General features: G+C 60.6%; 30 protein-coding genes. 20 read left to right on the top strand and 10 right to left on the bottom strand.

The window, feature by feature from the left end:
- Positions 1-5 precede the first annotated feature (5 nt).
- From PSFL_RS22650 to recX, 15 genes are all read left to right on the top strand, one after another.
- On the top strand, positions 6-851 hold the full coding sequence (locus tag PSFL_RS22650; protein WP_057958620.1) for a hypothetical protein: 846 nt from the start codon (positions 6-8) through the stop codon (positions 849-851).
- Positions 852-853: 2 nt separating this feature from the next.
- Positions 854-1123 carry a hypothetical protein gene (locus PSFL_RS22645; protein WP_057439350.1) on the top strand — a complete coding sequence of 90 codons (270 nt, stop codon included), beginning with the start codon at positions 854-856 and terminating at the stop codon, positions 1121-1123.
- A gap of 92 nt (positions 1124-1215) precedes the next feature.
- Complete coding sequence (locus PSFL_RS22640; RefSeq protein WP_057444703.1) at positions 1216-1419, top strand: hypothetical protein; 204 nt, start codon at positions 1216-1218, stop codon at positions 1417-1419.
- Between the two features lie 2 nt (positions 1420-1421).
- Entirely contained in the window at positions 1422-2588 is a 1167-nt protein-coding gene (locus tag PSFL_RS22635; RefSeq protein ID WP_057439351.1) for a hypothetical protein, read from the top strand.
- Positions 2588-3094, top strand: coding sequence for a phage major tail tube protein (locus PSFL_RS22630; RefSeq protein WP_120734072.1), 507 nt, complete (start codon positions 2588-2590; stop codon positions 3092-3094). The genes PSFL_RS22635 and PSFL_RS22630 overlap by 1 nt, the downstream gene beginning before the upstream one ends.
- Positions 3095-3263: 169 nt before the next feature.
- Positions 3264-3830, top strand: a complete 567-nt coding sequence (locus PSFL_RS22625) for a phage tail assembly protein (protein WP_057958624.1) — start codon at positions 3264-3266, stop codon at positions 3828-3830.
- A 128-nt stretch (positions 3831-3958) separates the two neighbouring features.
- A complete protein-coding gene (locus PSFL_RS22620) occupies positions 3959-5323 on the top strand; it encodes a tail tape measure protein (RefSeq protein WP_397470499.1) in 1365 nt (454 codons plus the stop codon).
- Entirely contained in the window at positions 5323-5706 is a 384-nt protein-coding gene (locus PSFL_RS22615; protein WP_115128871.1) for a phage tail protein, read from the top strand. The genes PSFL_RS22620 and PSFL_RS22615 overlap by 1 nt, the downstream gene beginning before the upstream one ends.
- Positions 5699-5911, top strand: coding sequence for a tail protein X (locus PSFL_RS22610; RefSeq protein WP_057439355.1), 213 nt, complete (start codon positions 5699-5701; stop codon positions 5909-5911). The genes PSFL_RS22615 and PSFL_RS22610 overlap by 8 nt, the downstream gene beginning before the upstream one ends.
- Before the next feature lie 9 nt (positions 5912-5920).
- Positions 5921-6931 carry a contractile injection system protein, VgrG/Pvc8 family gene (locus tag PSFL_RS22605; protein ID WP_057439356.1) on the top strand — a complete coding sequence of 337 codons (1011 nt, stop codon included), beginning with the start codon at positions 5921-5923 and terminating at the stop codon, positions 6929-6931.
- A 17-nt stretch (positions 6932-6948) separates the two neighbouring features.
- Positions 6949-7500, top strand: coding sequence for a glycoside hydrolase family 19 protein (locus tag PSFL_RS22600; protein WP_397470498.1), 552 nt, complete (start codon positions 6949-6951; stop codon positions 7498-7500).
- Entirely contained in the window at positions 7491-7994 is a 504-nt protein-coding gene (locus PSFL_RS22595; protein WP_057958627.1) for a lysis system i-spanin subunit Rz, read from the top strand. Before PSFL_RS22600 ends, PSFL_RS22595 begins: the two co-directional genes overlap by 10 nt.
- Positions 7995-8075: 81 nt before the next feature.
- Positions 8076-8576, top strand: a complete 501-nt coding sequence (locus PSFL_RS22590; protein ID WP_397470497.1) for a CinA family protein — start codon at positions 8076-8078, stop codon at positions 8574-8576.
- 83 nt (positions 8577-8659) lie between these two features.
- Positions 8660-9718 (top strand): recombinase RecA, encoded by a 1059-nt coding sequence (recA, locus tag PSFL_RS22585; RefSeq protein ID WP_029295312.1) that lies wholly within the window; start codon positions 8660-8662, stop codon positions 9716-9718.
- 8 nt (positions 9719-9726) lie between these two features.
- Positions 9727-10194, top strand: coding sequence for a recombination regulator RecX (recX, locus tag PSFL_RS22580; RefSeq protein ID WP_057439357.1), 468 nt, complete (start codon positions 9727-9729; stop codon positions 10192-10194).
- A gap of 107 nt (positions 10195-10301) precedes the next feature.
- On the opposite strand, the gene PSFL_RS22575 is transcribed toward recX, so the two are convergent.
- Both PSFL_RS22575 and PSFL_RS22570 read right to left on the bottom strand, forming a co-directional pair.
- Positions 10302-11414, bottom strand: a complete 1113-nt coding sequence (locus tag PSFL_RS22575; protein ID WP_057439358.1) for a TIGR00730 family Rossman fold protein — start codon at positions 11412-11414, stop codon at positions 10302-10304.
- Between the two features lie 355 nt (positions 11415-11769).
- Positions 11770-12204 carry a PA3611 family quorum-sensing-regulated virulence factor gene (locus PSFL_RS22570; protein WP_057439359.1) on the bottom strand — a complete coding sequence of 145 codons (435 nt, stop codon included), beginning with the start codon at positions 12202-12204 and terminating at the stop codon, positions 11770-11772.
- Between the two features lie 192 nt (positions 12205-12396).
- Between PSFL_RS22570 and PSFL_RS22565 the strand changes: the two genes are divergently transcribed.
- The 3 genes from PSFL_RS22565 to PSFL_RS22555 all read left to right on the top strand — a co-directional run bounded on the left by PSFL_RS22565 (position 12397) and on the right by PSFL_RS22555 (position 14358).
- Positions 12397-13107 (top strand): tRNA-uridine aminocarboxypropyltransferase, encoded by a 711-nt coding sequence (locus PSFL_RS22565; RefSeq protein WP_057439360.1) that lies wholly within the window; start codon positions 12397-12399, stop codon positions 13105-13107.
- Positions 13108-13269: 162 nt separating this feature from the next.
- Entirely contained in the window at positions 13270-13917 is a 648-nt protein-coding gene (gene erdR, locus PSFL_RS22560) for a response regulator transcription factor ErdR (protein WP_057439361.1), read from the top strand.
- A 72-nt stretch (positions 13918-13989) separates the two neighbouring features.
- Positions 13990-14358, top strand: a complete 369-nt coding sequence (locus PSFL_RS22555) for a diacylglycerol kinase (RefSeq protein ID WP_169959843.1) — start codon at positions 13990-13992, stop codon at positions 14356-14358.
- On the opposite strand, the gene PSFL_RS22550 is transcribed toward PSFL_RS22555, so the two are convergent.
- Entirely contained in the window at positions 14355-15281 is a 927-nt protein-coding gene (locus tag PSFL_RS22550; protein ID WP_032858383.1) for a LysR family transcriptional regulator, read from the bottom strand. The genes PSFL_RS22555 and PSFL_RS22550 overlap by 4 nt on opposite strands.
- A gap of 126 nt (positions 15282-15407) precedes the next feature.
- On the opposite strand from PSFL_RS22550, the gene fpr reads away from it, so the two are divergent.
- Positions 15408-16187 carry a ferredoxin-NADP reductase gene (gene fpr / locus PSFL_RS22545; RefSeq protein ID WP_003172178.1) on the top strand — a complete coding sequence of 260 codons (780 nt, stop codon included), beginning with the start codon at positions 15408-15410 and terminating at the stop codon, positions 16185-16187.
- 148 nt (positions 16188-16335) lie between these two features.
- Here fpr and tsaA read toward each other — a convergent pair whose 3' ends face one another.
- The 5 genes from tsaA to rimO form a co-directional block, all read right to left on the bottom strand.
- Positions 16336-17031 carry a tRNA (N6-threonylcarbamoyladenosine(37)-N6)-methyltransferase TrmO gene (gene tsaA / locus PSFL_RS22540; RefSeq protein WP_115128864.1) on the bottom strand — a complete coding sequence of 232 codons (696 nt, stop codon included), beginning with the start codon at positions 17029-17031 and terminating at the stop codon, positions 16336-16338.
- A 3-nt stretch (positions 17032-17034) separates the two neighbouring features.
- A complete protein-coding gene (locus tag PSFL_RS22535; protein WP_057439364.1) occupies positions 17035-17496 on the bottom strand; it encodes a DUF1456 family protein in 462 nt (153 codons plus the stop codon).
- A 66-nt stretch (positions 17497-17562) separates the two neighbouring features.
- Positions 17563-18273, bottom strand: coding sequence for an rRNA pseudouridine synthase (locus PSFL_RS22530; protein ID WP_057439365.1), 711 nt, complete (start codon positions 18271-18273; stop codon positions 17563-17565).
- Positions 18274-18401: 128 nt separating this feature from the next.
- Positions 18402-18872: a GNAT family N-acetyltransferase gene (locus PSFL_RS22525; protein ID WP_315492349.1), complete on the bottom strand. Its 471-nt coding sequence runs from the start codon at positions 18870-18872 to the stop codon at positions 18402-18404.
- A gap of 103 nt (positions 18873-18975) precedes the next feature.
- Positions 18976-20316, bottom strand: a complete 1341-nt coding sequence (rimO, locus tag PSFL_RS22520) for a 30S ribosomal protein S12 methylthiotransferase RimO (protein ID WP_057439367.1) — start codon at positions 20314-20316, stop codon at positions 18976-18978.
- Positions 20317-20625: 309 nt separating this feature from the next.
- On the opposite strand from rimO, the gene PSFL_RS22515 reads away from it, so the two are divergent.
- Complete coding sequence (locus tag PSFL_RS22515; protein ID WP_057439368.1) at positions 20626-22527, top strand: potassium transporter Kup; 1902 nt, start codon at positions 20626-20628, stop codon at positions 22525-22527.
- A 200-nt stretch (positions 22528-22727) separates the two neighbouring features.
- Here the strand turns inward: PSFL_RS22515 and PSFL_RS22510 are convergent, their stop codons facing one another.
- Both PSFL_RS22510 and mprF read right to left on the bottom strand, forming a co-directional pair.
- Positions 22728-24008 carry an AcvB/VirJ family lysyl-phosphatidylglycerol hydrolase gene (locus PSFL_RS22510; RefSeq protein WP_057439369.1) on the bottom strand — a complete coding sequence of 427 codons (1281 nt, stop codon included), beginning with the start codon at positions 24006-24008 and terminating at the stop codon, positions 22728-22730.
- A complete protein-coding gene (gene mprF, locus PSFL_RS22505; protein ID WP_397470496.1) occupies positions 24008-26650 on the bottom strand; it encodes a bifunctional lysylphosphatidylglycerol flippase/synthetase MprF in 2643 nt (880 codons plus the stop codon). Before mprF ends, PSFL_RS22510 begins: the two co-directional genes overlap by 1 nt.
- Positions 26651-26772: the final 122 nt, after the last annotated feature.

Genomic DNA, 26772 nt, shown 5'->3' with positions numbered 1-26772 from the left:
TGAATATGAGTATGGAAACTACGATCACTAGTTTGGTCGCGGCTGCAAATAAGTTAACCAGTGCGATAAATGGGAAGGTCGCTGAAATAGATGCTTCTGTTTTGGCGGCGGTTCGTGCAATTCCTGAAATGTCCCGGTCATTTTATGTCGATGCGGTAGGTGGTAGCGATCTGGCCTTGGGATCGGTGGAGGCCCCGCTCAAATCTATTAAAGAGGCGATGGGGCGATCTAATATTACCCCTTATGTAACGATTTACCTGAAGGCAGCTCAGACGCATGAGTATGCGGCTCCTACTGAGCAAACCCCTTACTGGTCAATCGCGAATAAGCTGGTTTTCATGAGGTATGGTTCAGGGAGTAACCCGGTTTTTTCTCCGAAGGTTGGCGAATATATGGCTGGTAGCTCAAATATTCACTTCTTGTCGCTCGAGGGTGGCAGTGTCTACTTTCGATTCGTTGATGTTGTTATGCCGACTGTATTAAAAGCAGGAACGTCTGGTTGGTATTCCTTTGCTTCGTCTCTGTTTCATCGCGCACATGGTCCGGCCGCTTCCGTGCAGGGCTCGGTTACCTTCTCGGGGAGTAAGCTGACGTTGGGTGCGGTAAACGTTTTTTACTCCGGGTACTCTGCTAACTATAAGGTGGAGCTTACGTCCTCCGTTGTGGATGCGGAGTTTTCAACGAAATTTGCTGAGTTGGCCGGCGCTACGATGTTGTTGTCGGTATTTGCCTCGTCGATTACAGGAAATAAAACTTGGTCGCACCTTGTGACTGGTTTGGTAAAGGACTCCGGAGGAAGTCTGTCTAATTTGCTGAGTAATGTTGGCAACGTCGTGGCTGCTGGAGTTTGATGATGATTAAAGAATTCAGAAATAAAGATCAGACTTTCTACAATGTGACTGTAGAGCAGTTGCTTGAGATGGGGTTTTCTAAAGCCGAAGTCGACGCCGCTTTGCAGGTCGAACAGGCCGCTGATATAGCTTTCAATCGGCGCCTGGCTTACCGAACAGATTCGGACCCGCTCTATATGGAGTGGCAGTACGATCAAACCGAGGCTAAGGAGAACGCATGGCGGGCTAAAGTCGCCGAAATCAAGGCTCGTTACCCACTGCCAGGTGAGTAATCCGGCAGCAATCATAAACACCGCGAAAGCGGTTTTTTTTCGCATCCAAGAAAGCCCCATCGCTGGGGCTTTCGCATTTCTGGAGTCCCCCCATGGCCAACCGCCAAACCTACACCGTCCTCATCCCATTCCCCACCGGAGGTGGCCACTGGTCCGCCGTCGGCCAGGAACTGGACCTGCTGGACGTCGAAGCAACCGCCCTGCGCACCGCCGGCCGCCTGGAATTGACCAGCGTGCTGGCTGCCGCCCAAGACACCCCACCGGCCAAGAAGGCCGTCACCAAGAAGGCTGAATAATCATGGCTGAGGTTTTGAACTTCGAGCATAACGGCATCACCGTCAATGCCAGCGAATCCCCCGAGGCCATGGGTGGCCTGGGTGACAACGTGATCGGTCTGGTCGGCACCGCGCCCAATGCGCACCTGTCGATCCCGAAAAACGCCCCGTTTCGCATCAACAGCTTCACCGCCCAGGCGCTGCTGGACCCGACCGGCGCCGAGTCGGGCACGTTGTTTCATGCGGTGTACCAGATCCTCAAAGTGGTCAAGGTGCCGGTGTATGTGGTGATCGTCGAAGAGGGCGCGACCCCGGCCGATACCCTCAACAACGTGATCGGCGGCAACGAGCCGGTAACCGGTCGCAAACTGGGCCTCGCGGCGCTGAGCAGCGTCCCCGAAGACCTGACCATCATCGGCGCCCCGGGCTTTACCGGGACCAAGGCGGTGGCCGGTGAATTTGCCGCGTTCGGCAAGCGCATCAAGGCCCGTGTGGTGCTGGACGGCAAAGACGCCAGTGTCGCCGACCAAGTGACCTACAGCGGCGAGCTGGGTGGTGCCGACCTGGGTTTCGACCGCTGCTTGCTGGTGCACAACATGCCGTCGGTGTACTCCAAGGCGGCGAAGAAAAACGTATTCCTCGCGCCGTCGTCCCTGGCCATCGCCGCATTGGCCAAGGTCAAGCAATGGGAAAGCCCGGGCAACCAGGTGACCTTCGCCGAAGACGTGTCCCGCGTGGTCGAGTACAACATCCTCGATACCTCCACCGAAGGCGACCTGCTCAACCGTTACGGCGTGAGCTACTACGCGCGCACCATCCTCGGCGGCTTCTCGCTGCTGGGTAACCGCTCCATCACCGGCAAGTTCATCAGCTATGTCGGCCTGGAAGACGCCATCAGCCGCAAGCTGGTCAAGGCCGGGCAGAAAGCCATGGCGCACAACCTGACCAAGTCGTTCATGGACCAGGAGGTCAAGCGCATCAACGACTGGCTGCAAACCCTGGTGGCCGACGAAACCATCCCTGGTGGCAGCGTGTACCTGCACCCGGAACTCAACAGTGTCGAGAAGTACAAGAACGGCACCTGGTTCATCGTGATCGACTACGGCCGCTACGCGCCGAACGAACACATGGTTTATCAACTCAATGCCCGCGATGAAATCATCGAGCAATTCCTGGAGGACGTTCTCTAATGTTTACCAACCGAGTCAGACAGGCCATTGCGGCCACCCTCCAGGGCCTGCCGCTGTCGGCGACCGTTGAGGAATTCAGCCCGCCGAAGATCGAGTTCGAGATGGAGCCCATGTCCGGCGGGCGCTTTATCGCCGAAGAAATGGCCAAGAGCGCCAAGGTGCTGAACGCCAAGCTGGTGCTGCAAGGCGCCGGTCCCGAAATCATGCTGGCCCTGGGCGTGCGCCTGGGCGAAGACATCCTGCTCAACGTGCGCGAAGCGGGCCAGGACCAGGACGGCAAGACCTACTTCACCTACCACACCGTCGGCGGCAAGCTCAAATCCCTGGAGGAAGCCAAGCTGAAGATGGGCGAAAAGGCCACCACCACCCTGGATCTGTCCTGCCGCACCTACCATCGCCTGGACAACGGCGTGCCGGTGATCGACATCGACGTGCGCACCCAGAAGTTCGTACTCAACGGCGTCGACATCCTCGGCGATGCCCGGCGTGCGGTGTTGATGCCGTAAGCCCTTCCACAAATCGGAAATAGGCACGGCCAGTGTGGGAGCTGGCTTGCCTGCGATAGCGGTCTACCAGTGACAAATGAGGCTGCTGACACAGCGCGATCGCAGGCAAGCCAGATTCCACATTGACCGTGTCCACGTGTTCAACATTGTTCATCAAGGAATTTCGCCCATGGCCTGGAAGCCACCCCTGCATATCCTGCTGGCGCCCATCACCGCCGACAGCGGTGCGACGATCGAGCAGATCCAACTCAAACCCTTGTTCTACGCCCCACAAAAACAGGCCCTGGCCCGTGCGGGCGACGATGAGGACGACCAGTTCTTCGAGCTGGCCAAACTGGCCACCGGCCTCTCGGAAAAGGAACTCGACCAACTCAAGCGCCCGGACTACGTGAGCATCGTCCAGTACGTGCACGACCTGTCGACGCGCCCGGCTTCGTTCTTTCTGGAAGGTTCCACCGAGCCCGGCGAGCAAGTGCAACTGCTGCTGCCACTGGAAGTGGCCGGCCGCGTATTGACCAGCGTCACCCTGGAAATGCCTGCCCTGCGTGCCACCAAAGTGATGAAAAAACTCGCCACCAACAAAGAGCGCGCCGAGTTCATCACCTCGCACTGCACCGGCCTGATGATCCCCGATCTGGACGGCCTGACGGTGCCTGATTGGACGGAATTGCAGGAGCGCATTGACGATTTTTTAAACAAACCGGCGGACTTCTTTCGCAGCGCGACATCGAAGTAATCCTCGACGTTGTACCGCTGGTTTACTCGGTAAACGAAGCGGAAATCCTCGAATGGGATGCCGCAAAAGCATTGCGCCGCTACGACATCGCGATCAATCGCCTTGGCGTCAAATAGGAGTAGAGCGAGATGCAAGACCCTCGATATACGCTCAAGCTCGCCGACGAAGACAAACGCTGGATGACCTTTCCCGCACTGGCCGAAAGTGGCGCCTTGCAACTGCCGGGCCTGCTTGAAGCACAGGACGAAAGTCTGGTTGGCGCCTCCAGTGTGGGCGGCGCAACCGAGCCGCCGTCTGAGCTGAGCCTGGCCCTGGCCAACGCCAGCCTGCATATCCACGCGTTGACCGAGGAACAGGTGCGCCTGCGCGAGAGCCTGGAAACCCTTAATGGCACCCTGTTTATCACGGGTGGGCCGCTGGGCGGCACGGTCGCTGAAGCCATGACCAGTGCGCCGCAAGCTGCGTCCGAAGACAAGGCCTCGGCGACTGAGTCCTGGTTGAGCAAGAGCTCCAAATGGGTGGGTGAAAGCTTGCTTGATACGGTCAAGAGCCGGGTATCGGGCAAGGTAGTCGATGCAACGCTGGGCAAGTTGCCCTACGTCGGGAAATTGTTCCGGGACGATAGCAAGGACTGCTGCTGCCCAGGCGCCAGCGAACCCTTGACCGGGCGGGCTCGTTACGGGCCCAAAGGGTCACGAAAAACGGTGAGGCAAAACGGCACTGGCCGCACAAGCCCACCGATGCCGAGAAAAACCTCAGGGACCGGCAGGAGCGCCACTGGGCCCATGGCAATCATGAGAAGCCTGGGCGAGCGCGCAGGCAAGGTGTTTGACGGCCTGAAAACGGGGTTCCTGGCGCGGGTGACTTCGGTAAGCGCTAGCCTGCGAAGGGTTTCTACCCGTGCGTTGAACACAGGCAAGGCGTTGCTATTAAAGAGTGCATCAGCCCTCGGCCTGCGCAAGGCCCCAGCCTCCCGCCTGGTCCCAACCCTGAGCCGGCTGGGGTCTATAGGCGTGCGCAGGTTGACGCCATTGCGCTCCGCCGAGGCGGCCATCAACGTCGTCCGGGGCGTGCGCAGCGGCAACATGCGAGCCGTCGGCAGCGGCCTCGGTACCGCCGGTGCCGCATGGGCCGGCGCTTCTGCCGGGGCGGCCCTTGGCACCCTGGTATTCCCTGGCGTGGGCACTGCGGTGGGCGGCGTTATCGGTGGCCTGTTGGGCGGCGAGGGCGGTAGTTGGTTCGGTGAAAAATTGTTCGGCCCCAGTGATCGCCTGCCATCGCCCGATGCCGTGAGCAAAGAGCTCAACAGCGCCCGCTCGGACAACGTCCAGGTCACCCTGGCGCCGAGCATCCAGATCACCGGCGTCAACCCTGCCGACGCCCAGCAGGTGGTCGACCGGGTCCTGCAAAGCCTGCAAAACCAATGCGTGCCGATGCTCAGCGATTCACTGGCGGTTCGGCGCAATGCGGCACTGACCGACGGAGGTGATTGATGCGACAGCAGATGGTGTTGGGCGACTTTATTTTCGGGCTGTCCCGAGGGTTCGCCTATTCCGCGCTCCAGCGCAGCAGTGATGGTGGCTGGGGCGACCTGGAGATTATTGCCAGCAAGCCCCAGTCGCGACAGAACGGTCAGAAGCTGGAAAAACTGACCTTCAATGGAACCGCCATGGCGGCCGTCGGCATGCAGCGCCTGGACCAATTGCGCGCCTTGCAGGATGCACGGGCACCGCTGCCGCTGGTCGATGGCATCGGCCGCAATTGGGGGTTGTGGCGCATTACGGCGGTCACGGAAAACCAGGCCAGCGTGATTGATGACGGCACTGCCATGGTGATCAAGTGGACGCTGGTGCTGGAGGAATTTATCAATGCGTAGAGTCCGAAGTATTGCCGGTGATTCGGTCAACCTCCTGCTCTACCGTGAGCTGGGGCGGTGCGATGACGCGGCCGAAGAAACCCTCTGGCGCTTGAACCCCGGGCTTGCCGAGTATGGCCCAGTGTTGCCGGCGGGCATCGGGGTAATCGTGCCCGAGATGGACGCGCAACCGGGTGTTGCAAAGCCGGTTTCGGCCTGGGATTAAGGAGGCAACATGGCAATGGGATTTACCCCGGTCGTGGAGATTTATGGCGCCAACGCGGCCTTGATCAACCCACGGCTGATGCAGTGGAAGCACACCGACGCGGCGGGGATCGAATCCGACCGCCTCGAACTGACCATCAATATCGAGGGCCTGGAAGGCCTGCCGAGCCTGGGCGCCAAGATCGGTTTGCGCGTGGGTTACCGCGAGTCGGGGCTGGTGGAAAAAGGCGAGTTTGTGATTACCCAGCGCACGCCTTACCTGTTTCCCATGCGCCTGGTGATCGTGGCCACGGCGGCGCCGTTCAGCGTGATGGACCAGAGTGGCTACCGCCAGCGCCGTTCCGCCAGCCATGGGCCCACGACCCTCGGTGCGCTGTTTCGCCAACTGGCGACGCGGCATGGGTTTTCGCCCAGGGTGGCGCCGTCGCTGGATGGGATTGCGATTGATCATATCGACCAGTCCAACGAGACGGACATGGGCTTTATCACCCGCCTGGCCGGGCGTTACAACGCGGTGACCAAGCCGGTCAACGAGCTGTATGTGCTGGCGGAAAGCGGCCAGGTCAAGTCGCTCTCGGGCCAGCAACTGCCGGATGTGCGGCTGTCGGTGACCCATGACAACCGTCCCGGCGAGCAGGCGTTTATCAGTGCCCGGGTTGATGAAAATGCGCGGGCCAAATACCAGGGGTGCCGTGTCAGTTGGTGGGATGCCGCGGCCTCTCGCCAGCGCGTGGTCGAGGTGGGGATCGCGCCGTTCAAGACGTTGCGCCAACGGTGCCAGAGTGAAACCGAAGCGCGCTCAGTGGCACAGGGCGAGTTGCGCCGGGTGGGGCGTGAAGGTTTGAGCATCACCATCGACTGCCCTGGTAACCCGTTGCTGTCCGCCGAAGGCCTGTTGTTGCTGGATGAAACTTGGCCGGGCTATATGCAGGGGCGCTGGTCGATTGACAAGGTGACCCATGTAGGCGACACGACGACGGGGTATCGCAGTTCGATCATGGCCCGTGGATTGGCCTCTTAAATGGTTGGAGATCAAGGATGATCACGCTGAAGCAGTTGCAACAGATCCTGCCTAACGCCCGCGCCCAAGCGGGCGTTTTTATTCTGGCGCTGAACGCCGCCATGCTCCATCGACACATCACCGGGCCTAAGCGGATGGCGGCTTTTATCGCCCAGGTCGGGCACGAGTCCGGTGAGCTGCGTTACGTGCGTGAACTGGGCGGCGAGCACTACCTGAGCAAATACGACACGGGCGCCTTGGCTGCACGCCTGGGCAACACTCCCGACGCCGACGGTGACGGCCAGAAGTACCGGGGCCGCGGCTTGATCCAGATTACCGGGCGGCGCAATTACCTGGCCTGCAGCCGGGCGCTGTTTGGCGATGAACGTTTGCTGCATTTCCCCGAACTGCTGGAGCAGCCGCAATGGGCGGCCGAATCCGCCGCCTGGTTCTGGCACAGCAATGGCTTGAATGAATTGGCCGACCAGGACCAATTCACCACCATCACCCGCCGTATCAATGGTGGCCTCAACGGACTGGAGCACCGCCAACATCTGTGGGAAAAGGCGAGGGCGGTGTTATGCCGTTGAGCGGGCGCATATGGGCGGTTGCCCTGCTGATGGCTATCTCGGCGGCAGCCAGTTGGCAGGTCCAGGCCTGGCGTCATGGCCTGGCCTTTGAGCGCCAGGCCGCACGGCATTCAGCCCTGCTCAACCGGCAAAGCCAGGAAGCACAGGGCCAATACCGGGCCGAACAGGACAGGCGTCGGGCGTTGGAGCAACAGCTTCACGCCAGCGATCAACAACACACGCGGGAGTTGAGCGATGCACAGCGTCACCAGGTTTATCTGCGCGATCGGTTGGCCACTGCTGATGTGCGCTTGTCAGTCCTTCTCGACGCCACCGACCCCGCCAATGGCCGCGCAATGCCGGCCACCGCCGCCGGCAGCGTGGTTCATGGAGCCCCGCGAGGTCGACTTGACCCGGCGCATGCTCAACGAATTATCGGCATCACCGATGCCGGCGATAACGGACTGATCGCGTTGCGGGCCTGCCAGGCGTATGTAAGTGCCATCACCCGGTAATCTGTTGAAGCCGTCTGCTGCTTGCGTGGCCGATGGGCTCCTGTAGGGTAGGCAAACCCCCGCACTTTCCTGGAGACGACCGTGAAGGAAATTACCCAACTCGCCGCCGAACTTGGCCGACGTTTGCAGGTGCTCAATGCCCACGTCACCACCGCCGAATCCTGCACCGGTGGCGGCATCGCCGAAGCCATCACCCGTATTCCGGGGAGTTCGGCCTGGTTCGAGGCCGGGTATGTGACCTATTCCAATCGCCAGAAGACCCGTCAGCTCAATGTGCCGGAAGGGTTGTTTCCCAAGGTCGGCGCGGTGAGCCGTGAAGTGGTCGAGGCCATGGCCCGGGGCGCCCAGGAAAAAAGCCTGGCGCGGTTTGCGGTGGCGGTCAGCGGCGTGGCGGGCCCCGATGGCGGCTCGCTGGACAAACCGGTGGGTACTGTCTGGCTGGCCTGGGGTGTCGGTGACGAGGTTACGGCTGAGTGCCAGCACTTCCCCGGCAACCGCAACGAGGTCCGCCGACAAACGGTAAAAGCCGCATTAGAGGGGCTGTTGCGACGAGCTGCAGCAGAAATAGAAAATCAGGGGTAGGCGATCCCCGATCTTTATGGAACAATACTGTCTACTTATACAGGTGTTGGCCGTCAGGCCTTATTGATTACGTGAGGACTTTAATGGACGACAACAAGAAGAAAGCCTTGGCTGCGGCCCTGGGTCAGATCGAACGTCAATTCGGCAAGGGTGCCGTAATGCGTATGGGCGATCACGACCGTCAGGCGATCCCGGCTATTTCCACTGGCTCTCTGGGTCTGGACATCGCGCTCGGCATTGGCGGCCTGCCAAAAGGCCGTATCGTTGAAATCTACGGTCCGGAGTCTTCTGGTAAAACCACCCTGACCCTGTCGGTGATTGCCCAGGCACAAAAAATGGGCGCCACCTGTGCGTTCGTCGATGCCGAGCACGCCCTGGATCCTGAATATGCTGGCAAGCTGGGCGTCAATGTCGACGACCTGCTGGTTTCGCAGCCGGATACCGGCGAGCAAGCCCTGGAAATCACCGACATGCTGGTGCGCTCCAACGCCATCGACGTGATCGTGGTCGACTCCGTGGCAGCCCTGGTACCAAAGGCTGAAATCGAAGGCGAAATGGGCGACATGCACGTCGGCCTGCAAGCCCGTCTGATGTCTCAGGCGCTGCGTAAAATCACCGGTAACATCAAGAACGCCAACTGCCTGGTGATCTTCATCAACCAGATTCGGATGAAGATCGGCGTGATGTTCGGCAGCCCGGAAACCACCACCGGTGGTAACGCGCTGAAGTTCTACGCTTCGGTCCGTCTGGACATCCGCCGTACCGGCGCGGTGAAGGAAGGTGACGAGGTTGTCGGTAGCGAAACCCGCGTCAAGGTTGTGAAGAACAAGGTGGCTCCGCCATTCCGTCAGGCTGAGTTCCAGATCCTCTACGGCAAAGGTATTTACCTGAACGGCGAGATGATCGACCTGGGCGTGCTGCACGGCTTTGTCGAGAAGTCCGGTGCCTGGTATGCCTACAACGGTAGCAAGATCGGTCAGGGCAAGGCCAACTCGGCCAAGTTCCTGCAGGACAACCCGGATATCGCGGCGACCCTCGAGAAGCAGATCCGCGACAAGCTGCTGACCCCGGCGCCAGACGTCAAGGCAGCAGCCAACCGCGAACCTGTTGATGACATGGCAGAAGCCGACGCTGATATCTGAGTCCAACGATGACAGTTGTACTCGATACGCTGGTTGCCGTACGGCGTACGGCAATGGACCTGCTCGCACGACGCGAGCACGGTCGTGTCGAGCTGACGCGTAAACTGCGTCAGCGTGGCGCCCCTCCCGAAATGATCGAAACAGCCCTCGACCGCTTGACGGAAGAGGGGCTGCTTTCCGAAGCCCGTTATCTCGAAAGTTTTGTTTCCTACCGGGCACGCTCGGGCTACGGCCCTGCGCGGATTCGCGAGGAACTGAGTCAGCGGGGCTTGCAGCGCGCCGATATTGAACTGGCGTTGCGTGAGTGTGGCATCAGTTGGCAAACGCAACTGGAAGACACCTGGCGTCGCAAGTTTGCCGGCCATCTGCCGATTGATGCCCGTGAGCGTGCCAAGCAAGGGCGCTTTTTGAGCTATCGCGGGTTTTCAATGGAGATGATCAGCCGCTTGTTGAGCGGTCGAGATCTGGACGACTGATTCTTCGGCAAGCGGCGATCAAAGGGGCTCGACAGCTCCCACCTAAAACAGCACTAAAACAAAAGGCCCGCTATGAAAATAGCGGGCCTTTTTTGCGTTTTACGGCCTCACGCCGGTTCCGGCGCTACGCGTTGCTGTGTTTTACCCTGGGCTTGGGCCCAGTTCTCCGGCAAGTTGATGTAATCCACCAACTCCCGCAACCGCCCCTGATTACGCCCGGTGAAGTTGAACACCAGTCGCGTCAGGTGGCTGAAGTGCGCTTCATCGTGCTCTTCGCCCCCATAGGCCAATTGCTGGAAGTCATCACTCAGCCGCAGGTCAGCGAATGCCGTCTGTATATGCGCCAACGCACGCTCGCTGAGAGGGTGGTTCATGCGCACCACAAACTGGCGTTTCAACCAGCGGGTGGAGTGGAAGTTCGCGTAGAACTGGTTGATTTCGTTCACTGCCTCTTCGGCGCTATGCACCAGGCGCACCAGCTTGAGGTCGGTGGGCAAGATGTAGCGGTTGGCCTCCAGTTGGCTGCGAATAAAGTCCAGGGCGCCTTGCCAGAATCCACCGCCGGGCTCGTCCAGCAGTACTACTGGAACCAGCGGGCTCTTGCCGGTCTGGATCAGGGTCAAGACTTCCAAGGCTTCATCCAGGGTGCCGAAGCCACCCGGGCACAGCACCAACCCATCGGCTTCCTTGACGAAAAACAGCTTGCGGGTAAAGAAGAAGTGGAACGACAGCAGGTTTTCCGTGCCATCAATGGTCGGGTTGGCATGCTGTTCAAAGGGCAGGGTGATATTGAACCCCAGGCTGTGGGCCAGTCCGGCGCCTTCGTGGGCGGCAGCCATGATGCCGCCGCCGCCGCCGGTGATGACCATCAGGTCCGAACGGGCCAGGGCCGCGCCCACTTCGCGGGCCAGGGCGTAGAGGGGGCTTTCCACTGGGGTGCGGGCCGAACCGAAGACGGTGACCTTGCGGCGGCTTTTGAACTGTTCGAGCACACGAAACGCGTGGTCCAGTTCATTGATTGCTTTCAAGGTGATCTTGGCGTTCCAGCGGTCACGGTCGTCCTGGGCCATGCGCAGCACGGTGAGGATCATGTCGCGATACAGCGAAATATTCGGGCTACTGGGGGCAATCAGGTTGAGTTGCGCTTCGACCTGCTGGGCGAGGTCGGTCCCGTTTCCTGGAAAATGACGATTCAGCAGGTCATTCGGTTGATCAGGCATTCAGCTTCTCCTTCGTTACAGAGCCCCGGCGTCTTATTGCAGGCTGCTGACGGCGACGAAACAGGCTCTGTATGTTCCTTGTGATTAAAAACCTTTGCACTGCAAGTCGCGCGAGGGCAACCTTTTTTGCCCTGGAAATGTTACCGGATGGCTCGATCATGAGCCCCTAAAGTCTTGTCTGGCAATAACTTAATAGGGATTGATCAAGGTTTTGCAGGAAGGGCTGTGGCGAGGAGGCTTGTCTTCCGTTGGGCTGCGTAGCAGCCCCCCTGAGGTCTGGCAGATAGGCCGACAACTCAGGTTTCAGGGCTGCTGCACAGCTCAACAGGGGCCATGTTGGCGCTTGGGGAGGGACTTACTTTTTCTTCTTGGCCGGAGCCGGGCAATCCGCTTCGACGAACTTGACCGACGCCACCGGGCGGTTGGTCTTGTTTTCGGTGATTTCGTAGCGCATCACCGCGCCCTTGGCCATCAACTCGCGATAACCTTTGTTCAGGCAGACGCTCTGTCCCAGCTGGAAATACACGGCCTTGGGGTTGGCGCGCATCTGTTCGGCGCGTTCTGGCAGGACGCTCAGGTGGTCAATCAGTTGCATGCCTTCGACGGTGTAGGCCACTTCCAGGGTTTGTTCATCAATTTCCCTGGGCAGGTCCTTGTTGCTTTCTGCCGCGACGCTTTGCAGTTTCTTGTTCATTTGCAGCTCCACCAGGGAGGCTGCCTGGGCGCCGACGGGTAATACCAGCGCCAGGGCGACGGTCGGGGCGGCAAGACGCAACATAAGACGCAGCATGAAACTCTCCTGATTCGGTTACTGGTCCATAGACCCGTCACTGCGCTATGCGTTCAGTGGCGCGGGATTATAGGTGACCTGTCGCCGCGACGGCCAGGCGTATTGGTTGGGCGGCTCTGGTAAACTGCCGGCACTTTTGCTGCCCCGAGTTTTGCCCGTGTCGATTTTCATCGTTTCACAACGGCACCCGCTATGAGTCATGCGGTCTTCCGTCTGCGTACCCAACGCCTGGCCCGTGCCGTCAGCCCCTTTGTCGCACGCGGCTCGCGTGCCGAACGTTGCCCCAGATGCCGGGTCATCCCCGAATACTGCTTGTGTGCGTGGCGCCCCAAGGTCCAGGCCAGGTCGGCCATGTGCCTGTTGATGCATGACGTGGAACCGATGAAACCGAGTAATACCGGTTGGCTGATAGCGGATGTAATCGACGATACAAGTGCTTTTCCCTGGGCGCGCACGGCCGTCGAACCTGAGCTGCTGGCGCTGCTGGCCGACCCGCAATGGCAGCCCTATATCGTCTTCCCCGGCGAGTTTGTAGCGCCGCAGCGGGTGGTCAGCGAGGTCAAGGTGGCGGATGGCAAGCGTCCATTGTTTATCCTGCTGGATGGCACCTGGAGCGAAGCGCGCAAGATGTTCCGCAAGAGCCCGTATCTGGAGCACCTGCCGGTACTGAGCCTGGAACCGGAGCAGTTATCGCGCTACAAGTTGCGCCGCTCCAAGCGCGATGATCATTTCTGCACTGCCGAAGTGGCTGCCTTGTGCCTGGAATTGGCCGAGGACCAGCAGGCCAGCGAAGTGCTGGACGCCTACCTGGATGTTTTCAGTACCCATTACCTGGCGGCCAAGTTCCAGTTAGCGCTGGATCCGACGGACAGTGTCCATACCCGTCTTGCACCTTATCTGTAGGACTTCGCGGCCAGATGACATTTGCATGATGGCACTGCATCGCCTGAGGCGGCTAAAATGCCATCAAGCGTAACTGTTCGTGACAGCCGCTGGCTGGCACCTCGTACGTTGGTGAGCACCGAACCCATCGGTACTCCCATAAAAAACAGGATCATTTAATAAATGGCCACATACGAAATCCTGATTGCCGATGACCATCCGCTGTTCCGTAGCGCGCTGCACCAGGCGGTTACGCTGGAGCTGGGCGTGGATGTACGCCTGGTTGAAGTGGGCAGCATCGCTGAACTGGAAACCCAGCTCACTGACAAGACTGATTGGGATCTGGTGCTGCTGGACCTGAACATGCCCGGCGCCTACGGGTTTTCCGGCCTGGTACTGTTGCGCGGGCAATATCCGCAGATTCCGGTGGTGATGGTGTCGGCCCAGGAAGAGGCAGACGTGGTAGTGCGCTCCCGTGAGTTCGGGGCCAGTGGCTTTATCCCCAAGTCCAGTTCCATGGAGCAGATTCGAGCTGCGGTGCGTACGGTGCTGGACGGTGATGTCTCATGGCCGCCCCAGGCATTTGAAGAAATCAACGTGTCTGCCGAAGCCAAGGCCGCCCAGGAAGGGCTCGCCAGCCTGACGCCCCAGCAGTTTCGTGTGCTGACCATGGTCTGCGAAGGCTTGCTGAACAAGCAGATCGCCTATGAGCTGAGCGTATCCGAGGCGACCATCAAGGCGCACGTCACCGCGATTTTCCGTAAGCTGGGCGTGCGCACCCGCACCCAGGCGGCGCTGCTCTTGCAACAGCTTGAGTCAATTTCCCATTAATAGAGCGGTGCTGTTCACGCTTTTTTGACTTGACGTGCTCTAGCTTCCTTCCATCATTTTTTGCTCAGTTGCCTGCCTATGTCGCCGTTCAAGGGTCAAACCGGTATCAAACGTATCTTCAACGCCGGGGGCTATTCCCTGGATGGTTTGCGTGCGGCTTTCACCGGCGAGGCGGCCTTTCGCCAGTTGGTCCTGCTCAACGTGATCTTGATTCCGTTGAGCTTCTTCCTCACGGTCAGCCGCGTAGAGCGCGCACTGTTGATTGCCGTGTGCCTGCTGGCGCTGATTGTCGAGTTGCTCAACTCGGCCGTGGAGGCGGCGATTGATCGGATTTCCCTGGATCGCCACCCGCTGTCGAAAAACGCCAAGGACATGGGCAGCGCCGCGCAATTCGTGGCGCTGACCATGATCACCGTGGTGTGGGCAGTCATCCTGATCTAGGCGATATTCGGCAGCACGATCTCGTCACTGCGCTGCACCCCGGCGGTAAAGGCGCGGCACAGCTCGAGGAATTCGCGCATGGCCGAGGTCTGGTACTTCTGTTTATGCCAGATAAAGTAGAACTGCCGGGCCAGGTCCAGGTCCGGGGTCTCCACCGGCACCAGGCTGCCGCGCCGGAACGCATCCCGTAGTGCCAGCCGGGAAATGCAACCAATCCCCAATCCTGACTCCACTGCGCGCTTGATCGCCTCGGTGTGCTCCAGCTCCAGGCGAATATTCAGCGCGCTGCGATGATGGCGCATAGCCTGATCAAACGTCAGGCGCGTCCCGGAGCCCTGTTCCCGCAGGATCCAGGCTTCATGGGTCAACTGCTCCATGGTCGCCTGCCCGCGCAGGGCCAGGGGGTGCTGGGGCGCGCAGAACACCACCAGTTCATCCTCGACCCAGGTTTGCACCTCGATGTCCGGGTGGCTGCAGTCACCCTCGATTAGACCCAGATCAATTTCGTAATGCGCGACCTGATGCACGATATGTGCAGTGTTCTGTACATGCAGCTTCACTTGGCTCTCGGGATGCTGCTGCATGAAGCTGCCGATCAGTAGCGTCGCCAGGTAATTGCCGATGGTCAGGGTGGCGCCGACCGCCAGGGAGCCGAAGCCGGACTTGCCGTTGAGCAGGTCTTCGATTTCCTTGGCCTGGTCCAGCAGCGCCACCGCCTGGGGCAGCAATTGATGACCCAGGGCATTGAGGCTCAGGCGTTTACCGGCGCGGTCGAACAATTGGCAGCTGGATTGGCGCTCCAGCTCGGTGATCGAGGTGCTGGCGGCGGATTGAGATAAGGCCAGAAGGCCAGCAGCGCGAGACACGCTTTCCTGCTGGGCGACGGCGACGAAGACTTGCAGTTGACGGAGAGTAAATCGCATATCTATATAACCGATAACCCTTATCTTAATAATCCAGTTAACAGATATTGTCGCCGCCATTAGAATACTGTGCAATTGCGCACCTATCATTTTTGGCGCTGACCCATTTCCAGGAGTTCCCCGTACATGAGCAACATGAACCACGAGCGTGTCCTCAGTGTTCATCACTGGAACGACACTCTGTTCAGCTTCAAGTGCACCCGCGACCCGGGCCTGCGCTTTGAGAACGGTCAGTTCGTGATGATCGGCCTGCAACAGCCCAATGGCCGCCCGCTCATGCGCGCTTACTCCATCGCCAGCCCGAACTGGGAAGAGCATCTGGAGTTCTTCAGCATCAAGGTTCCGGATGGCCCGCTGACTTCCCAATTGCAGCACTTGAAGGAAGGCGACGAGATCATCATCAGCAAAAAACCGACGGGCACCCTGGTGCTGGACGATTTGAAGCCGGGCAAACACCTGTACCTGCTCAGCACCGGTACGGGCCTCGCGCCCTTTATGAGCGTGATCCAGGACCCGGAAACCTACGAGCGCTTCGAAAAAGTGATCCTGTGCCACGGCGTGCGTTACGTCAACGAAGTCGCCTACCGCGAGTTCATCACCGAGCACCTGCCGCAGAACGAGTTCTTCGGCGAGGCGCTGCGTGAAAAGTTGATCTACTACCCGACCGTGACCCGTGAGCCGTTCGAAAACGAAGGCCGCCTCACCGACCTGATGCGCAGCGGTAAGCTGTTCAGTGATATCGGCCTGCCGCCGATCAATCCTGAAGACGACCGCGCCATGCTGTGCGGTAGCCCGAGCATGCTCGACGAGACCAGCGAAGTGCTGAACAGCTTCGGTCTGAAGGTTTCGCCACGCATGCGTGAGCCGGGTGACTACTTGATCGAGCGTGCGTTCGTCGAGAAGTAAGCGCGACTATAAAAATGTGGGAGCTGCCCGGTGGGGGAGCTGGCTTGCCTGCGATGGCATCACCGTGGTGTAGCTGATACACCGAGGTGCCTATATCGCAGGCAAGCCAGCTCTCACACCGGCCAGCTCCCATATTTGTTTTTGGCGTTTATTCGGCCGCAACCACTTCAAGCACGCAAATCACCCCAGTCTCGGGATAGTGCCAACGCACGTCCACATCCCAGAACCGCACACCATATTCGCGCTCCGGCCCTGGCGTCTGATACGCCGGCCGGGGGTCCTGTGCCAGGCACTGCTCAATCAGCTCCACCAACGGCTCGCCAAGGCGCTGGGCGTGGCCTTGTGCCTGGTGCAGCGCGGTCTTCAGCCACTGCACGGGAATCAGCTGTGGCGCGCTGCTTGCGATGCGGTTGGTGGCCGTGTCGATGATGTCGGCATAGGGCACATACGGCTTGATATCCAAGACCGGCGTGCCATCGAGCAAGTCGATCCCGGAAATCCACAGCCGGCCCGGCTCCACCTTGTCCAGCTTCACCACCGACTGGCCGATGCCATTGGGGCGATGGGTCGCGCGGGTGGCAAATACGCCCATGGACGTGTTGCCACCCAGGCGCGGCGGGCGCACTTTCAAGCGCGGCTTGTCTTCCAGGGCCTGATGAAACAGGAACAGCAGCCACACATGGCTGACCTGCTCCAGGCCCTGTACGGCCTCACCCTGGTCGAACGGCGCCACCAGCTCCAGCACGCCCCTGGCGGCGGGCGCCAGTTGGGGTTGGCGCGGGATGGCGAACTTCTCCTTGAAGCAGGAGCGCACGAAACCTACGGGTGAGACGTTGTAATTCATAGCTTACGCGCGAACCCGCAGGGTCAGGCCCTTGAGGAAGTTACGCAGCAACTGGTCGCCGCACGGGCGATAGTTGGTGTGGCCGAACTTGCGGAACAGTGCGCTCAATTCCGGCTTGGACACCGGGAACTCGGCCGCCTTGAGGATGGCGTGCATGTCGTCTTCCTTGAGCTCGAAGGCCACGCGCAGCTTCTTGAGGATGATGTTGTTGGTCACCGGGGTTTCGATCGGCTGCGGGGGACGGCTTTCGTCCTTGCCGCGCTTGAAGATCACCAGGCCATCGAGGAAGTGCGCCATGACTTCGTCGGGGCAGAACACAAAGCCTTCTTCCTCGTCTTTCTTGAGGTAGGTCAGCAGGTCGTCCTTGGACACTTCCATGCCGCCGATCTTGATGATCTCGACCATCTTGTTGTCGCTGATGTCGAGCATGTAGCGCACGCTGCGCAGTACGTCGTTGTGAATCATGGTGGGCAATCCTGGTATTCGACTGTAGACATCGCCCGGGCGGGCGATCTCGAGAAATAGGGTGGCTTAGAACTTTTCCTTGCCGGACATGTAGCGCCATTGGCCGACCGGCACCTTGCCGATGGACACGCCGCCAATGCGGATGCGGCGAATGGCCACAACCTTCAGGCCAATGGCTTCGCAGAACAGGGCGATGATGCCGGGCTGCGGGTTTTTCAGGGCAAAGCGCAGGCGGTTCTCGTTCTGCCAGCTGGCTTTGACCGCAGGCAATTCCTTGCCTTTGTACATCAGGCCATGGGCGAGGCGGTTCAGGCCATGCTCTGCCACGTCGCCGGAGACCTCAACCACATACTCCTGCTCGATCTTGGCGGCATCGGCCGTCAGCTTGCGCAGGATCTTCCAGTCCTGGGTAAACACCAACAGGCCGCTGGCCTTGGCCTGCAGGTCGGCGCTGGCGGTCAGGCGCAGAAAGTGGCCCTTGAGCGGGCGCTTGCTGAAGCGGTGCTCTTCAGACAGGGTTTCGGCGCTCAGGGACTGCATCGCGCTGTCGACATCCACACCAACCGGTGCATGAAACAGGATAGTCACAGGCTCTGGAGCCGTGGCCTTGGCCTCGGGATCAAGTTCGACTTTTTGTGTCGTGACCTTGAACTGTGGCTCATCAATCACTTCGCCATCTACCGAGACCCAGCCGCCTTCGATGAACAGCTCGGCCTCCCGACGGGAGCAACCGACCAGTTCGATAAGGCGTTTGGAGAGGCGTATGGGGTCAGTCATGACAAGGGCCGTAACAAAAGGGGGCAGCTATTGTACCTGCCTGGCGCCGGTTAATCCCGGCCCCATTTCGCCGCAGTTGCTTTTTGTGGGCGCAGGCAAGCCAGCGCCAACATTTGATTTGGGCTGTGTCAGCCGCTGCGTGTTTGCTGCACCTGGCGCAAACGCATATGCAGCAACGGATAGGGCTGGCCCATGCCGTCATGCTCGGTGCGCCCGATCACTTCAAAACCCTGCTTGAGGTAGAAGCCCAGGGCCTGGGGGTTTTGTTCGTTGACGTCCAGTTCATCGGCATTCATCGACGTAACCGCATACTGCAGCAACTGCTGCCCCAGGCCCTGGCCCCGGTAGTGCGGGTCGATAAACAGCATTTCCACCTTGCCCGCCGCAACGCCGGCAAATCCGGTGATCCGTTGGCGCGCGTCCTTGGTGCAGATCAACATCACGGCATCCAGGTAGCGCGTCAGCACCAAGTGTCTCAGGCGCTTGATGTAGCTATCCGGCAGGAAGTCATGGGTGGCTCGCACCGAGGCCTCCCAGATCCGGGTCAATTCCGGGTAGTCGCTGGTTTTCGGGGTGTGGATAACCGAGTGCTGGCCCATGCCCGCTGCTCCTTGCTGCTTGTTGGCGGTGATGGGGCAAACGATAGACCTAAAAAAGCCCCGCATCTTGTCCAGAAGCAGGGCTTTTTCAATTTTTTACCGCTTAGTCGCGTTTTTGCGCCCAGAGGTCGTACTCGTCGGCGTCGGTGACCGTGCACCAGACCTTGTCGCCGGGCTTGAGGCCGCTGGCATCGTCGATAAATACATTACCGTCGATTTCCGGCGCGTCGAAGAAGCAGCGGCCGACCGCGCCTTGCTCGTCCACTTCGTCGATCAGCACTTCGATTTCCTTGCCGATGCGCAGTTGCAGGCGGGCCGAGCTGATGGCCTGTTGATGAGCCATGAAACGCTCCCAACGGTCCTGCTTGACGTCATCCGGCACCACCGCCAGGTCCAGCAGGTTGGCCGGGGCGCCTTCCACCGGCGAGTACTGGAAGCAGCCGACGCGGTCCAGTTGGGCTTCGGTCAGCCAGTCCAGCAGGTACTGGAAGTCTTCTTCGGTTTCGCCGGGGAAGCCCACGATAAAGGTCGAGCGGATGATCAGGTCCGGGCAGATCTCGCGCCAGTTCTTGATCCGCGCCAGGGTCTTGTCTTCGAAGGCCGGGCGTTTCATGGCCTTGAGTACTTTGGGGCTGGCGTGCTGGAACGGGATGTCCAGGTACGGCAGGATCTTGCCGGCGGCCATCAACGGGATCAGTTCGTCGACGTGCGGGTACGGGTACACGTAGTGCAGGCGCACCCACACACCCAGGCTGCTCAGGGCTTCGCACAGTTCGGTCATGCGGGTTTTCACCGGCGCGCCGTTCCAGAAACCGGTGCGGTACTTCACGTCGACGCCGTAGGCACTGGTGTCCTGGGAGATCACCAGCAGCTCTTTGACCCCGGACTTGACCAGGCGCTGGGCCTCGTCCAGTACATCGCCCACCGGGCGGCTGACCAGCTTGCCGCGCATCGACGGGATGATGCAGAAGCTGCAACTGTGGTTGCAGCCTTCGGAAATCTTCAGGTACGCATAGTGACGCGGGGTCAGCTTGATGCCCTGGGGTGGCACCAGGTCGATCAGCGGGTTGTGGTCCTGGCGCGGCGGCACCACATCGTGCACGGCGTTGACCACCTGCTCGTACTGCTGCGGACCGGTCACCGCCAGCACGCTTGGGTGCACGTTGCGGATATTGCCTTCTTCCACGCCCATGCAGCCGGTGACGATGACCTTGCCGTTTTCCTTGATGGCTTCGCCGATCACTTCCAGGGACTCTGCCTTGGCCGAGTCAATGAAGCCACAGGTGTTGACCACCACCACGTCAGCGTCCTGGTAGGTGGACACAACGTCGTAGCCTTCCATGCGCAGTTGCGTGAGGATGCGCTCGGAGTCGACCAGAGCCTTTGGGCAACCCAGGGAAACAAAGCCAACCTTTGGGTTGGCTTTTGCGATGGTGGTGGACATGTCTAACCTCGGTATTGAATGACGTCGCCAGTCGGGCACGACAGGGCAACGGATGGGCACTTGATGTGCCTCTGATCAAAAAGTGCGCAATTCTAGCGACGGGAAACGCGCTTGACCAGCTTTATGCAGGGAAATACGACGAGTGCTGCGTTATGCTGCGCGCCGTTGCACCGGGGGTAGATCGGTAGTCAACAAATAATCTGTTACTAGAAGTACAGCAGCACGCGCTGTGTATAGCTTAGCGTTGGGCTTAAGTGTATAGCTGTGCTGTTTATAAAAGACCTCAGGTCAAAAGGGCAGGAGTGGTTGATGGGTCAGGTAAATAGTCAGGCGGCAGGTGCCGGGCATTCCAGCGCAAAGCCAATCGGCATGTTGGTGGCGGCGGTCGGGGTGGTTTATGGCGATATCGGCACCAGCCCGCTCTACACCCTTAAAGAGGTGTTTTCCGGCAATTACGGGGTCCAGGTCAATCATGACGGCGTGCTGGGGATCCTGGCGCTGATTTTCTGGTCGCTGATCTGGGTGGTGTCCATCAAGTACATGTTGTTCGTGCTGCGCGCCGACAACCAGGGCGAGGGCGGCATCATGGCCCTGACGGCGTTGGCCCGACGGGCGGCGGGCAATCACCCGCGGCTGCGCAGTTTCCTGGTGGTGTGCGGCCTGTGCGGCGCGGCGTTGTTCTATGGCGACAGCATGATCACCCCGGCGATTTCCGTGTTGTCGGCCATCGAGGGCCTGGAGCTGGCGTTCGACGGCCTGGAGCATTGGGTCGTGCCCGTGTCACTGGTGGTGCTGGTGGGGCTGTTCCTGATCCAGAAGCATGGCACCGACCGCATCGGCAAGCTGTTCGGGCCGGTGATGGTCACCTGGTTTTTGGTGCTGGGTGGCCTGGGTATCTATGGCATCGTCCAGCACCCTGAAGTGCTGAACGCGATGAACCCGATGTGGGGCGTGCGCTTCTTCATGGTCCACCCGGGTATCGGCGTGGCGATCCTCGGCGCCGTGGTGCTGGCCCTGACCGGTGCCGAAGCGCTGTATGCCGACATGGGCCATTTCGGCCGCAAACCCATTGCCCGCGCCTGGTTTATCCTGGTGCTGCCGGCCCTGGTGCTCAACTATTTTGGCCAGGGCGCGATGCTGCTGGGTGACCCCGAGGCCGCGCGCAACCCGTTCTACCTGCTGGCGCCAAGCTGGGCACTGCTGCCGCTGGTGGGCTTGTCCACCCTGGCCACGGTGATTGCTTCCCAGGCGGTGATTTCCGGTGCGTTCTCGTTGACGCGCCAGGCGATCCAGCTCGGTTACATCCCGCGCATGCATATCCAGCACACCTCCAGCGCCGAGCAAGGCCAGATCTACATTGGCGCGGTGAACTGGTCGCTGATGGTTGGCGTGATCCTGCTGGTGCTGGGCTTCGAGTCTTCGGGCGCCCTGGCCTCGGCCTACGGGGTGGCCGTGACGGGGACCATGCTGATGACCACGATCCTCGTCTCCGCGGTGATGTTGCTGCTGTGGAAATGGCCGCCGGTCCTGGCAGTCCCGGTGTTGCTGGGCTTTTTGCTGGTGGATGGCCTGTTCTTTGCGGCCAACGTGCCGAAAGTAGTGCAGGGCGGTGCGTTCCCGGTATTGGCGGGGATCGTGCTGTTTGTGCTGATGACCACTTGGAAGCGCGGCAAGCAATTACTGGTAGAGCGCCTGGACGAGGGCGGGCTGCCGCTGCCAATCTTTATCAGCAGCATCCGCGTCCAGCCGCCCCATCGCGTGCAGGGCACGGCGGTGTTCCTCACCGCCCGCCCGGACGCGGTGCCCCATGCCTTGCTGCATAACCTGTTGCATAACCAGGTGCTGCACGAGCAGGTGGTGCTGCTGACGGTGGTCTATGAAGATATCCCGCGCGTCCCGACCCAGCGCCGTTTCGAGGTGGATTCCTATGGCGACGGTTTCTTCCGCGTGATCCTGCACTTTGGCTTTACCGATGAGCCGGACGTGCCCGAAGCCCTGAAGCTGTGCCATCTGGACGACCTGGACTTCAGCCCCATGCGCACCACCTACTTCCTCAGCCGCGAGACGGTCATCGCCTCCAAGCTCGAAGGCATGGCGCGCTGGCGCGAAGGGTTGTTTGCTTTCATGCTGAAGAACGCAAACGGCAACCTGCGCTTCTTCAAGCTGCCGGTGAACCGGGTGATTGAGTTGGGCACCCAGGTAGAAATGTAGATCCAACAAAAAGCCCCCGTTGCCTTGCGGCAGCGGGGGCTTTTTGTTGTGCTGGCTATTAACCTGCAATGCGATCAACTGTGGGCGCTGGCTTGCCTGCGAGGGTTCATGATGACAGATGAACACCTGGCACCCCGGGGCGTGCCTAGTGGCGTCATCGCAGGCAAGCCAGCTCCCACATTGACCGAGTCCATCAGACGTTACTCTGCCTTGACCTGACGCTTCTCGATGATATCCACCAGGCGCTTGGCCAATGCCGGGTAGTTTTCGTCGAAGTGATGGCCGCCCGGTAGCTTCATGGCTTCGCCCACGGCGGTCTTGTCGGTGCAGCCGCTCTCGTCGACTTCTTCCTCACCGTAGATGCACACCACCTTGGCCGCTGGCAGCTTGGCCATTTCCGGGCCGGTGGCGGCTTCCTTGCCGGCGTTGCCCAGCCAGCCTTCCACTTCGATTTCGAAGCTGCCGGTGCGGGCAAAGGCCAGCAGGATAATGGCGTCGACCCGCTGCTGTTCGGCTTCCGGCAGGCGGTTGTAGATAGCTGGCAGTACATCGGCACCGAACGAGTAACCCGTCAGCACAAAGCGTTTGGTGCCCCATTTCTGCCGGTAGTGCTGCATCAGCTCGGTCAGGTCTTTGGCGCTCTGTTCCGGGCTTTTGTGCTGCCAGTAGTAGCGCAGGGTGTCGACGCCGACCACCGGGTAGCCGATCTTCGCCATCTCGCCGGCCACGTCGCGATCGAGGTCGCGCCAGCCGCCGTCGCCGGAGAGGAACAGGGTCACGGTGTCCTTGGCCTGGCCGGCCGGCACTTCGACCACCGGGATCGCCAGGCCGCCATTGTCCGAACCCACCAGTTGCTTGCGCAGTTCATTGTTCAGCACTTGCGGGTAGTTGATGTCGTAGTCGCTGATGCTGGTGGTGGCACGCGGGGTGTCGCGTACGAAACTGGCGCTTTCGTCGTCGGGGTTGTCGTTCCAGGCCACCAGCCAGTTGCCGTGGGCGGTGGTTTTGGGCAGTGGGTCCGTGCAACCTTCCTGGACCAGGGCAAAGCCCACCGAGATGGCGTTGGCCTTGTCGTCGTTCTGCGTCGCCAGCCAGCGCCAGGCCAGGCCGGCGCCAGGGCCGATGCCGCTGACCAGGGTGGCCGGGCCCTTGAGTTGGCCCAGGGCCGCTTGCAGGGCTTGTTCCTGCAGTTTGCAGTCTTCCTTGGGCAGGATCACTTGCACGATCTGGGCGCTGCCGCCCTGGCTCAAGGCAATCAGTTGGTGATCGGTCAGGCTGGCGTCGGCCATCACGGCGACCGCTACGCGGGCCTTGGTGGTAGTGCCAGGTGTTACGCGGGTCATGCTCGAGCCGTCGGCCTGGGGCAACTGTTCCAGGGTCGGTTGAGGAGCAGGGCGATTCCAGTACCAGTAGCCGCCACCCAGGATCAGGGCCAGCACCACCAGACCTGCCAATACATACCGCCAGGAGCGTCGAATCATCAGCGTTTCACCAATCCAGTCAAGCCGCCTGCGATCAGGGCGGCGGTATCGGCCAGTGCCACCAGCGGATCAAGTCCTGCGGGCACGGCCATATAACGAGGTTCCCAGTCAGGCTGGAACTTGTCTTTGAAGCGGCGCAAACCTTGGAAGTTATACAGTTGCTCGCCACGGCGGAACACCATCGAGCCCAGGCGCTGGGTCAGCGGTGCGCCACGACGCGGTTGCAGGCCCGACAACGGCACCATGCCGAGGCTGAAGCGTGCATAGTTGTGGCTTTTATAATGCTGGATCAAGCCGATCATCATGAACTCCATGGTCTGCTTTGGCGCGTCGGGGTGCGCGCGCATCAGGTCCAGGCTGGCCAGGTCATGGCTGTAGGTCTCCAGCAGGTTGGCGAAGGCCACCGGCTGCCCCTCGAAGCGAATCACCGCGATGCGAAAATGCTTGAGGTATTCATCGCTGAAGCGGCCGAGGGAGAAGCCCTTTTCCCGCACGTTCTTGCCGGTCAGCCAGGCATCGGAAATGACTTTCAGCGCGTCCATGGGCGCCTGCCCCGGCTCGAAGATTTCCAGGGACAGGCCGTCCCGCGTCCCGCGGTTCCAGGTGTAGCGCAGGTCCTTCATCTCCTTGCCCTTGGCTTCCAGGTCAAAGCGCTTGAGATCGACCCGGGCTTCTTCGCCCAGCTTGATCGCCGTCAGGCCGATGTCCATATAGAAGGGCAGGTTCTCTGCGCGCACCTGGTAGAACACCGGGCGGGCGTGATGGATGTCGCACAGGTCGCGGAACTGCCAGATCATCTCGGCCCGTGGCTGGGTCGGGCCGATCGGGTCGTACAGCGCCACCAGGCTGCGGCCACGGCGGGCATACATCAGGAAGGCTTCGTCGTTGGGGTGGAACAGCAGGGCCTTGTCGCCGGTCAGGGCCAGGCCGCCGTCGGGTTGCGACGAGGCCATCAGGATCTTGGTGGCCCGCTCCAGCTCATCGGCGCTCGGCAGGTGGATCACCGGGCGGGCGGTGCGCAACAGCCAGGTCAGCGAGACAATCACCAACAGGATCGCGGCACCCAGCAGCGAGCGCAGGCCACGCGGGGCGTTGGCGTCGAGGGTGAACTGCCACCACAGTTGATGGCTATAAGGCACATCCTGATAGGCAAACAGCAGCAGCCAGATCGACGCACCGAGCACGCAGACGCTGGCCACCAGGTACAGCGGCGAGAACGGCAACTCGGTCAGGCGGCTGGCACGGTAGAACGAGCGGCGGAAGATCGCCAGCAGCACGGCGGTTATGGTCATCAGGCTGGCTTCTTCCCAGTCGAAGCCTTTGAGCAGTGAGAGCAGGGCGCCCACCAGCAGCAGCACCATGGTCAGCATCCACGCTGCCGACAGGCGCCGACGCAGGCCCTGGGCCAGCAACAGGCACAGCACGCCGATCAGGCTGGCGCCAAAGTGCGAGGCGTCAATCAGACGGTGGGGAATCAGGAAGCCGATGTTTTCCAGGCGTGAGTCGATTTCCGGGGTGGCGCCGGAGAACAGCAGCACCACCCCGGACAAAAAAACCAGCACGGCCAACACCGGTGCCGCGAGGCCCGAGGCCACCCGCAGGCTCTGCTGGGTCTGGAACAGACGCTGAGCCTCGCTGATCAGTAGGAAGATGCACGCGATCAACAGCGGCAGCACCACGTAGATCATGCGGTACAGCAGCAGTGCGGCGGCCAGCGGTGCGGCGCCGAGCGTATCGGCAAATGCGGCCAGCAGGATCGCTTCGAATACCCCAACGCCGCCTGGTACATGGCTCAGGACACCGGCGGCAAGTGCCAGCAGGTAAACCAGCAGGAACGGACCGAATGGCGGCGCTTCTGGCAGCAGCAGATAAAGCACGGTAGCGGCGGCGGCGACGTCCAGGGCGGTGATGATCAATTGCAGGAAGGTCAGTCGGCGCCCTGGCAGGCGCAAGGTGCGGCGGCCGGCCCGGACCAGCAGGTTGTCGGGGTAGGGTTGTTCTGGCAGTCGACGGCGGTAAATCCCGATACACAGTACGACCGAGAGTAATAGCACCACACCGGCGATCCCGCCGAGTAACGTTGCGGGTAAGTGCAGGGCATTGGAGGCTGCGGGCAGGTTGCTGAGGGTGGCCAGGGCGGCGAGCGGCGGTAGGGCGCAACCCAGGGCCAGGCTGGCAAACACGGTCATCCGGGCAACTTCCGAAGCCCCGATGCCATGCCGTGCATATAAGCGGTAGCGCACCGAGCCGCCGGACAGCATCGACAGGCCAATCGCATTGCCAATGGCGAACGCGGTAAAGCCGCCGTAGGCCAAAGTCTTGGCCGGCAGTTTTACCCCGGCGTAGCGTGCGCCGGAAAATTCGTAGCCCAATAGAATGATGAAACCGGCAATTGCGGCGGCGAAGGCGCCCAGCAAGGCGGGCTTCGGCACTTCCAGGATCGAGTCGTGGAGGGCGTAAAGGTCCAGCTCTAGCAGCAAGTGGCGGCAAGCGATCAAGGCAATGGCAAACAGCAGCAAAGTGACCGCCAGCCCAATGGGTTGGCGATACTTGCTCAACAGATCCAGCCAGCGCAGACGGGTGGGGGCGATCGGTTGTGTGGCTGTGACGGTGTCTTGTGGTTCAGACGAATTGGCGCGCATCAATCACCTCGTGGATTGTGCGCGACAGGATGGGGGTATCCAGCCAAGTTACCAATCCCTATGTACAAAATAATTACAAATAGTAACGCGGATCACCGGGTCCGGCGACAGCGTCCATTGGT

This window comes from Pseudomonas sp. DD1, assembly GCF_044510355.1.
Classification (GTDB): Bacteria; Pseudomonadota; Gammaproteobacteria; order Pseudomonadales; family Pseudomonadaceae; genus Aquipseudomonas; species Aquipseudomonas shahriarae.
Note: the sequence above shows the minus strand (reverse complement) of the source record. Positions and strands in the feature narration are given on the sequence as shown.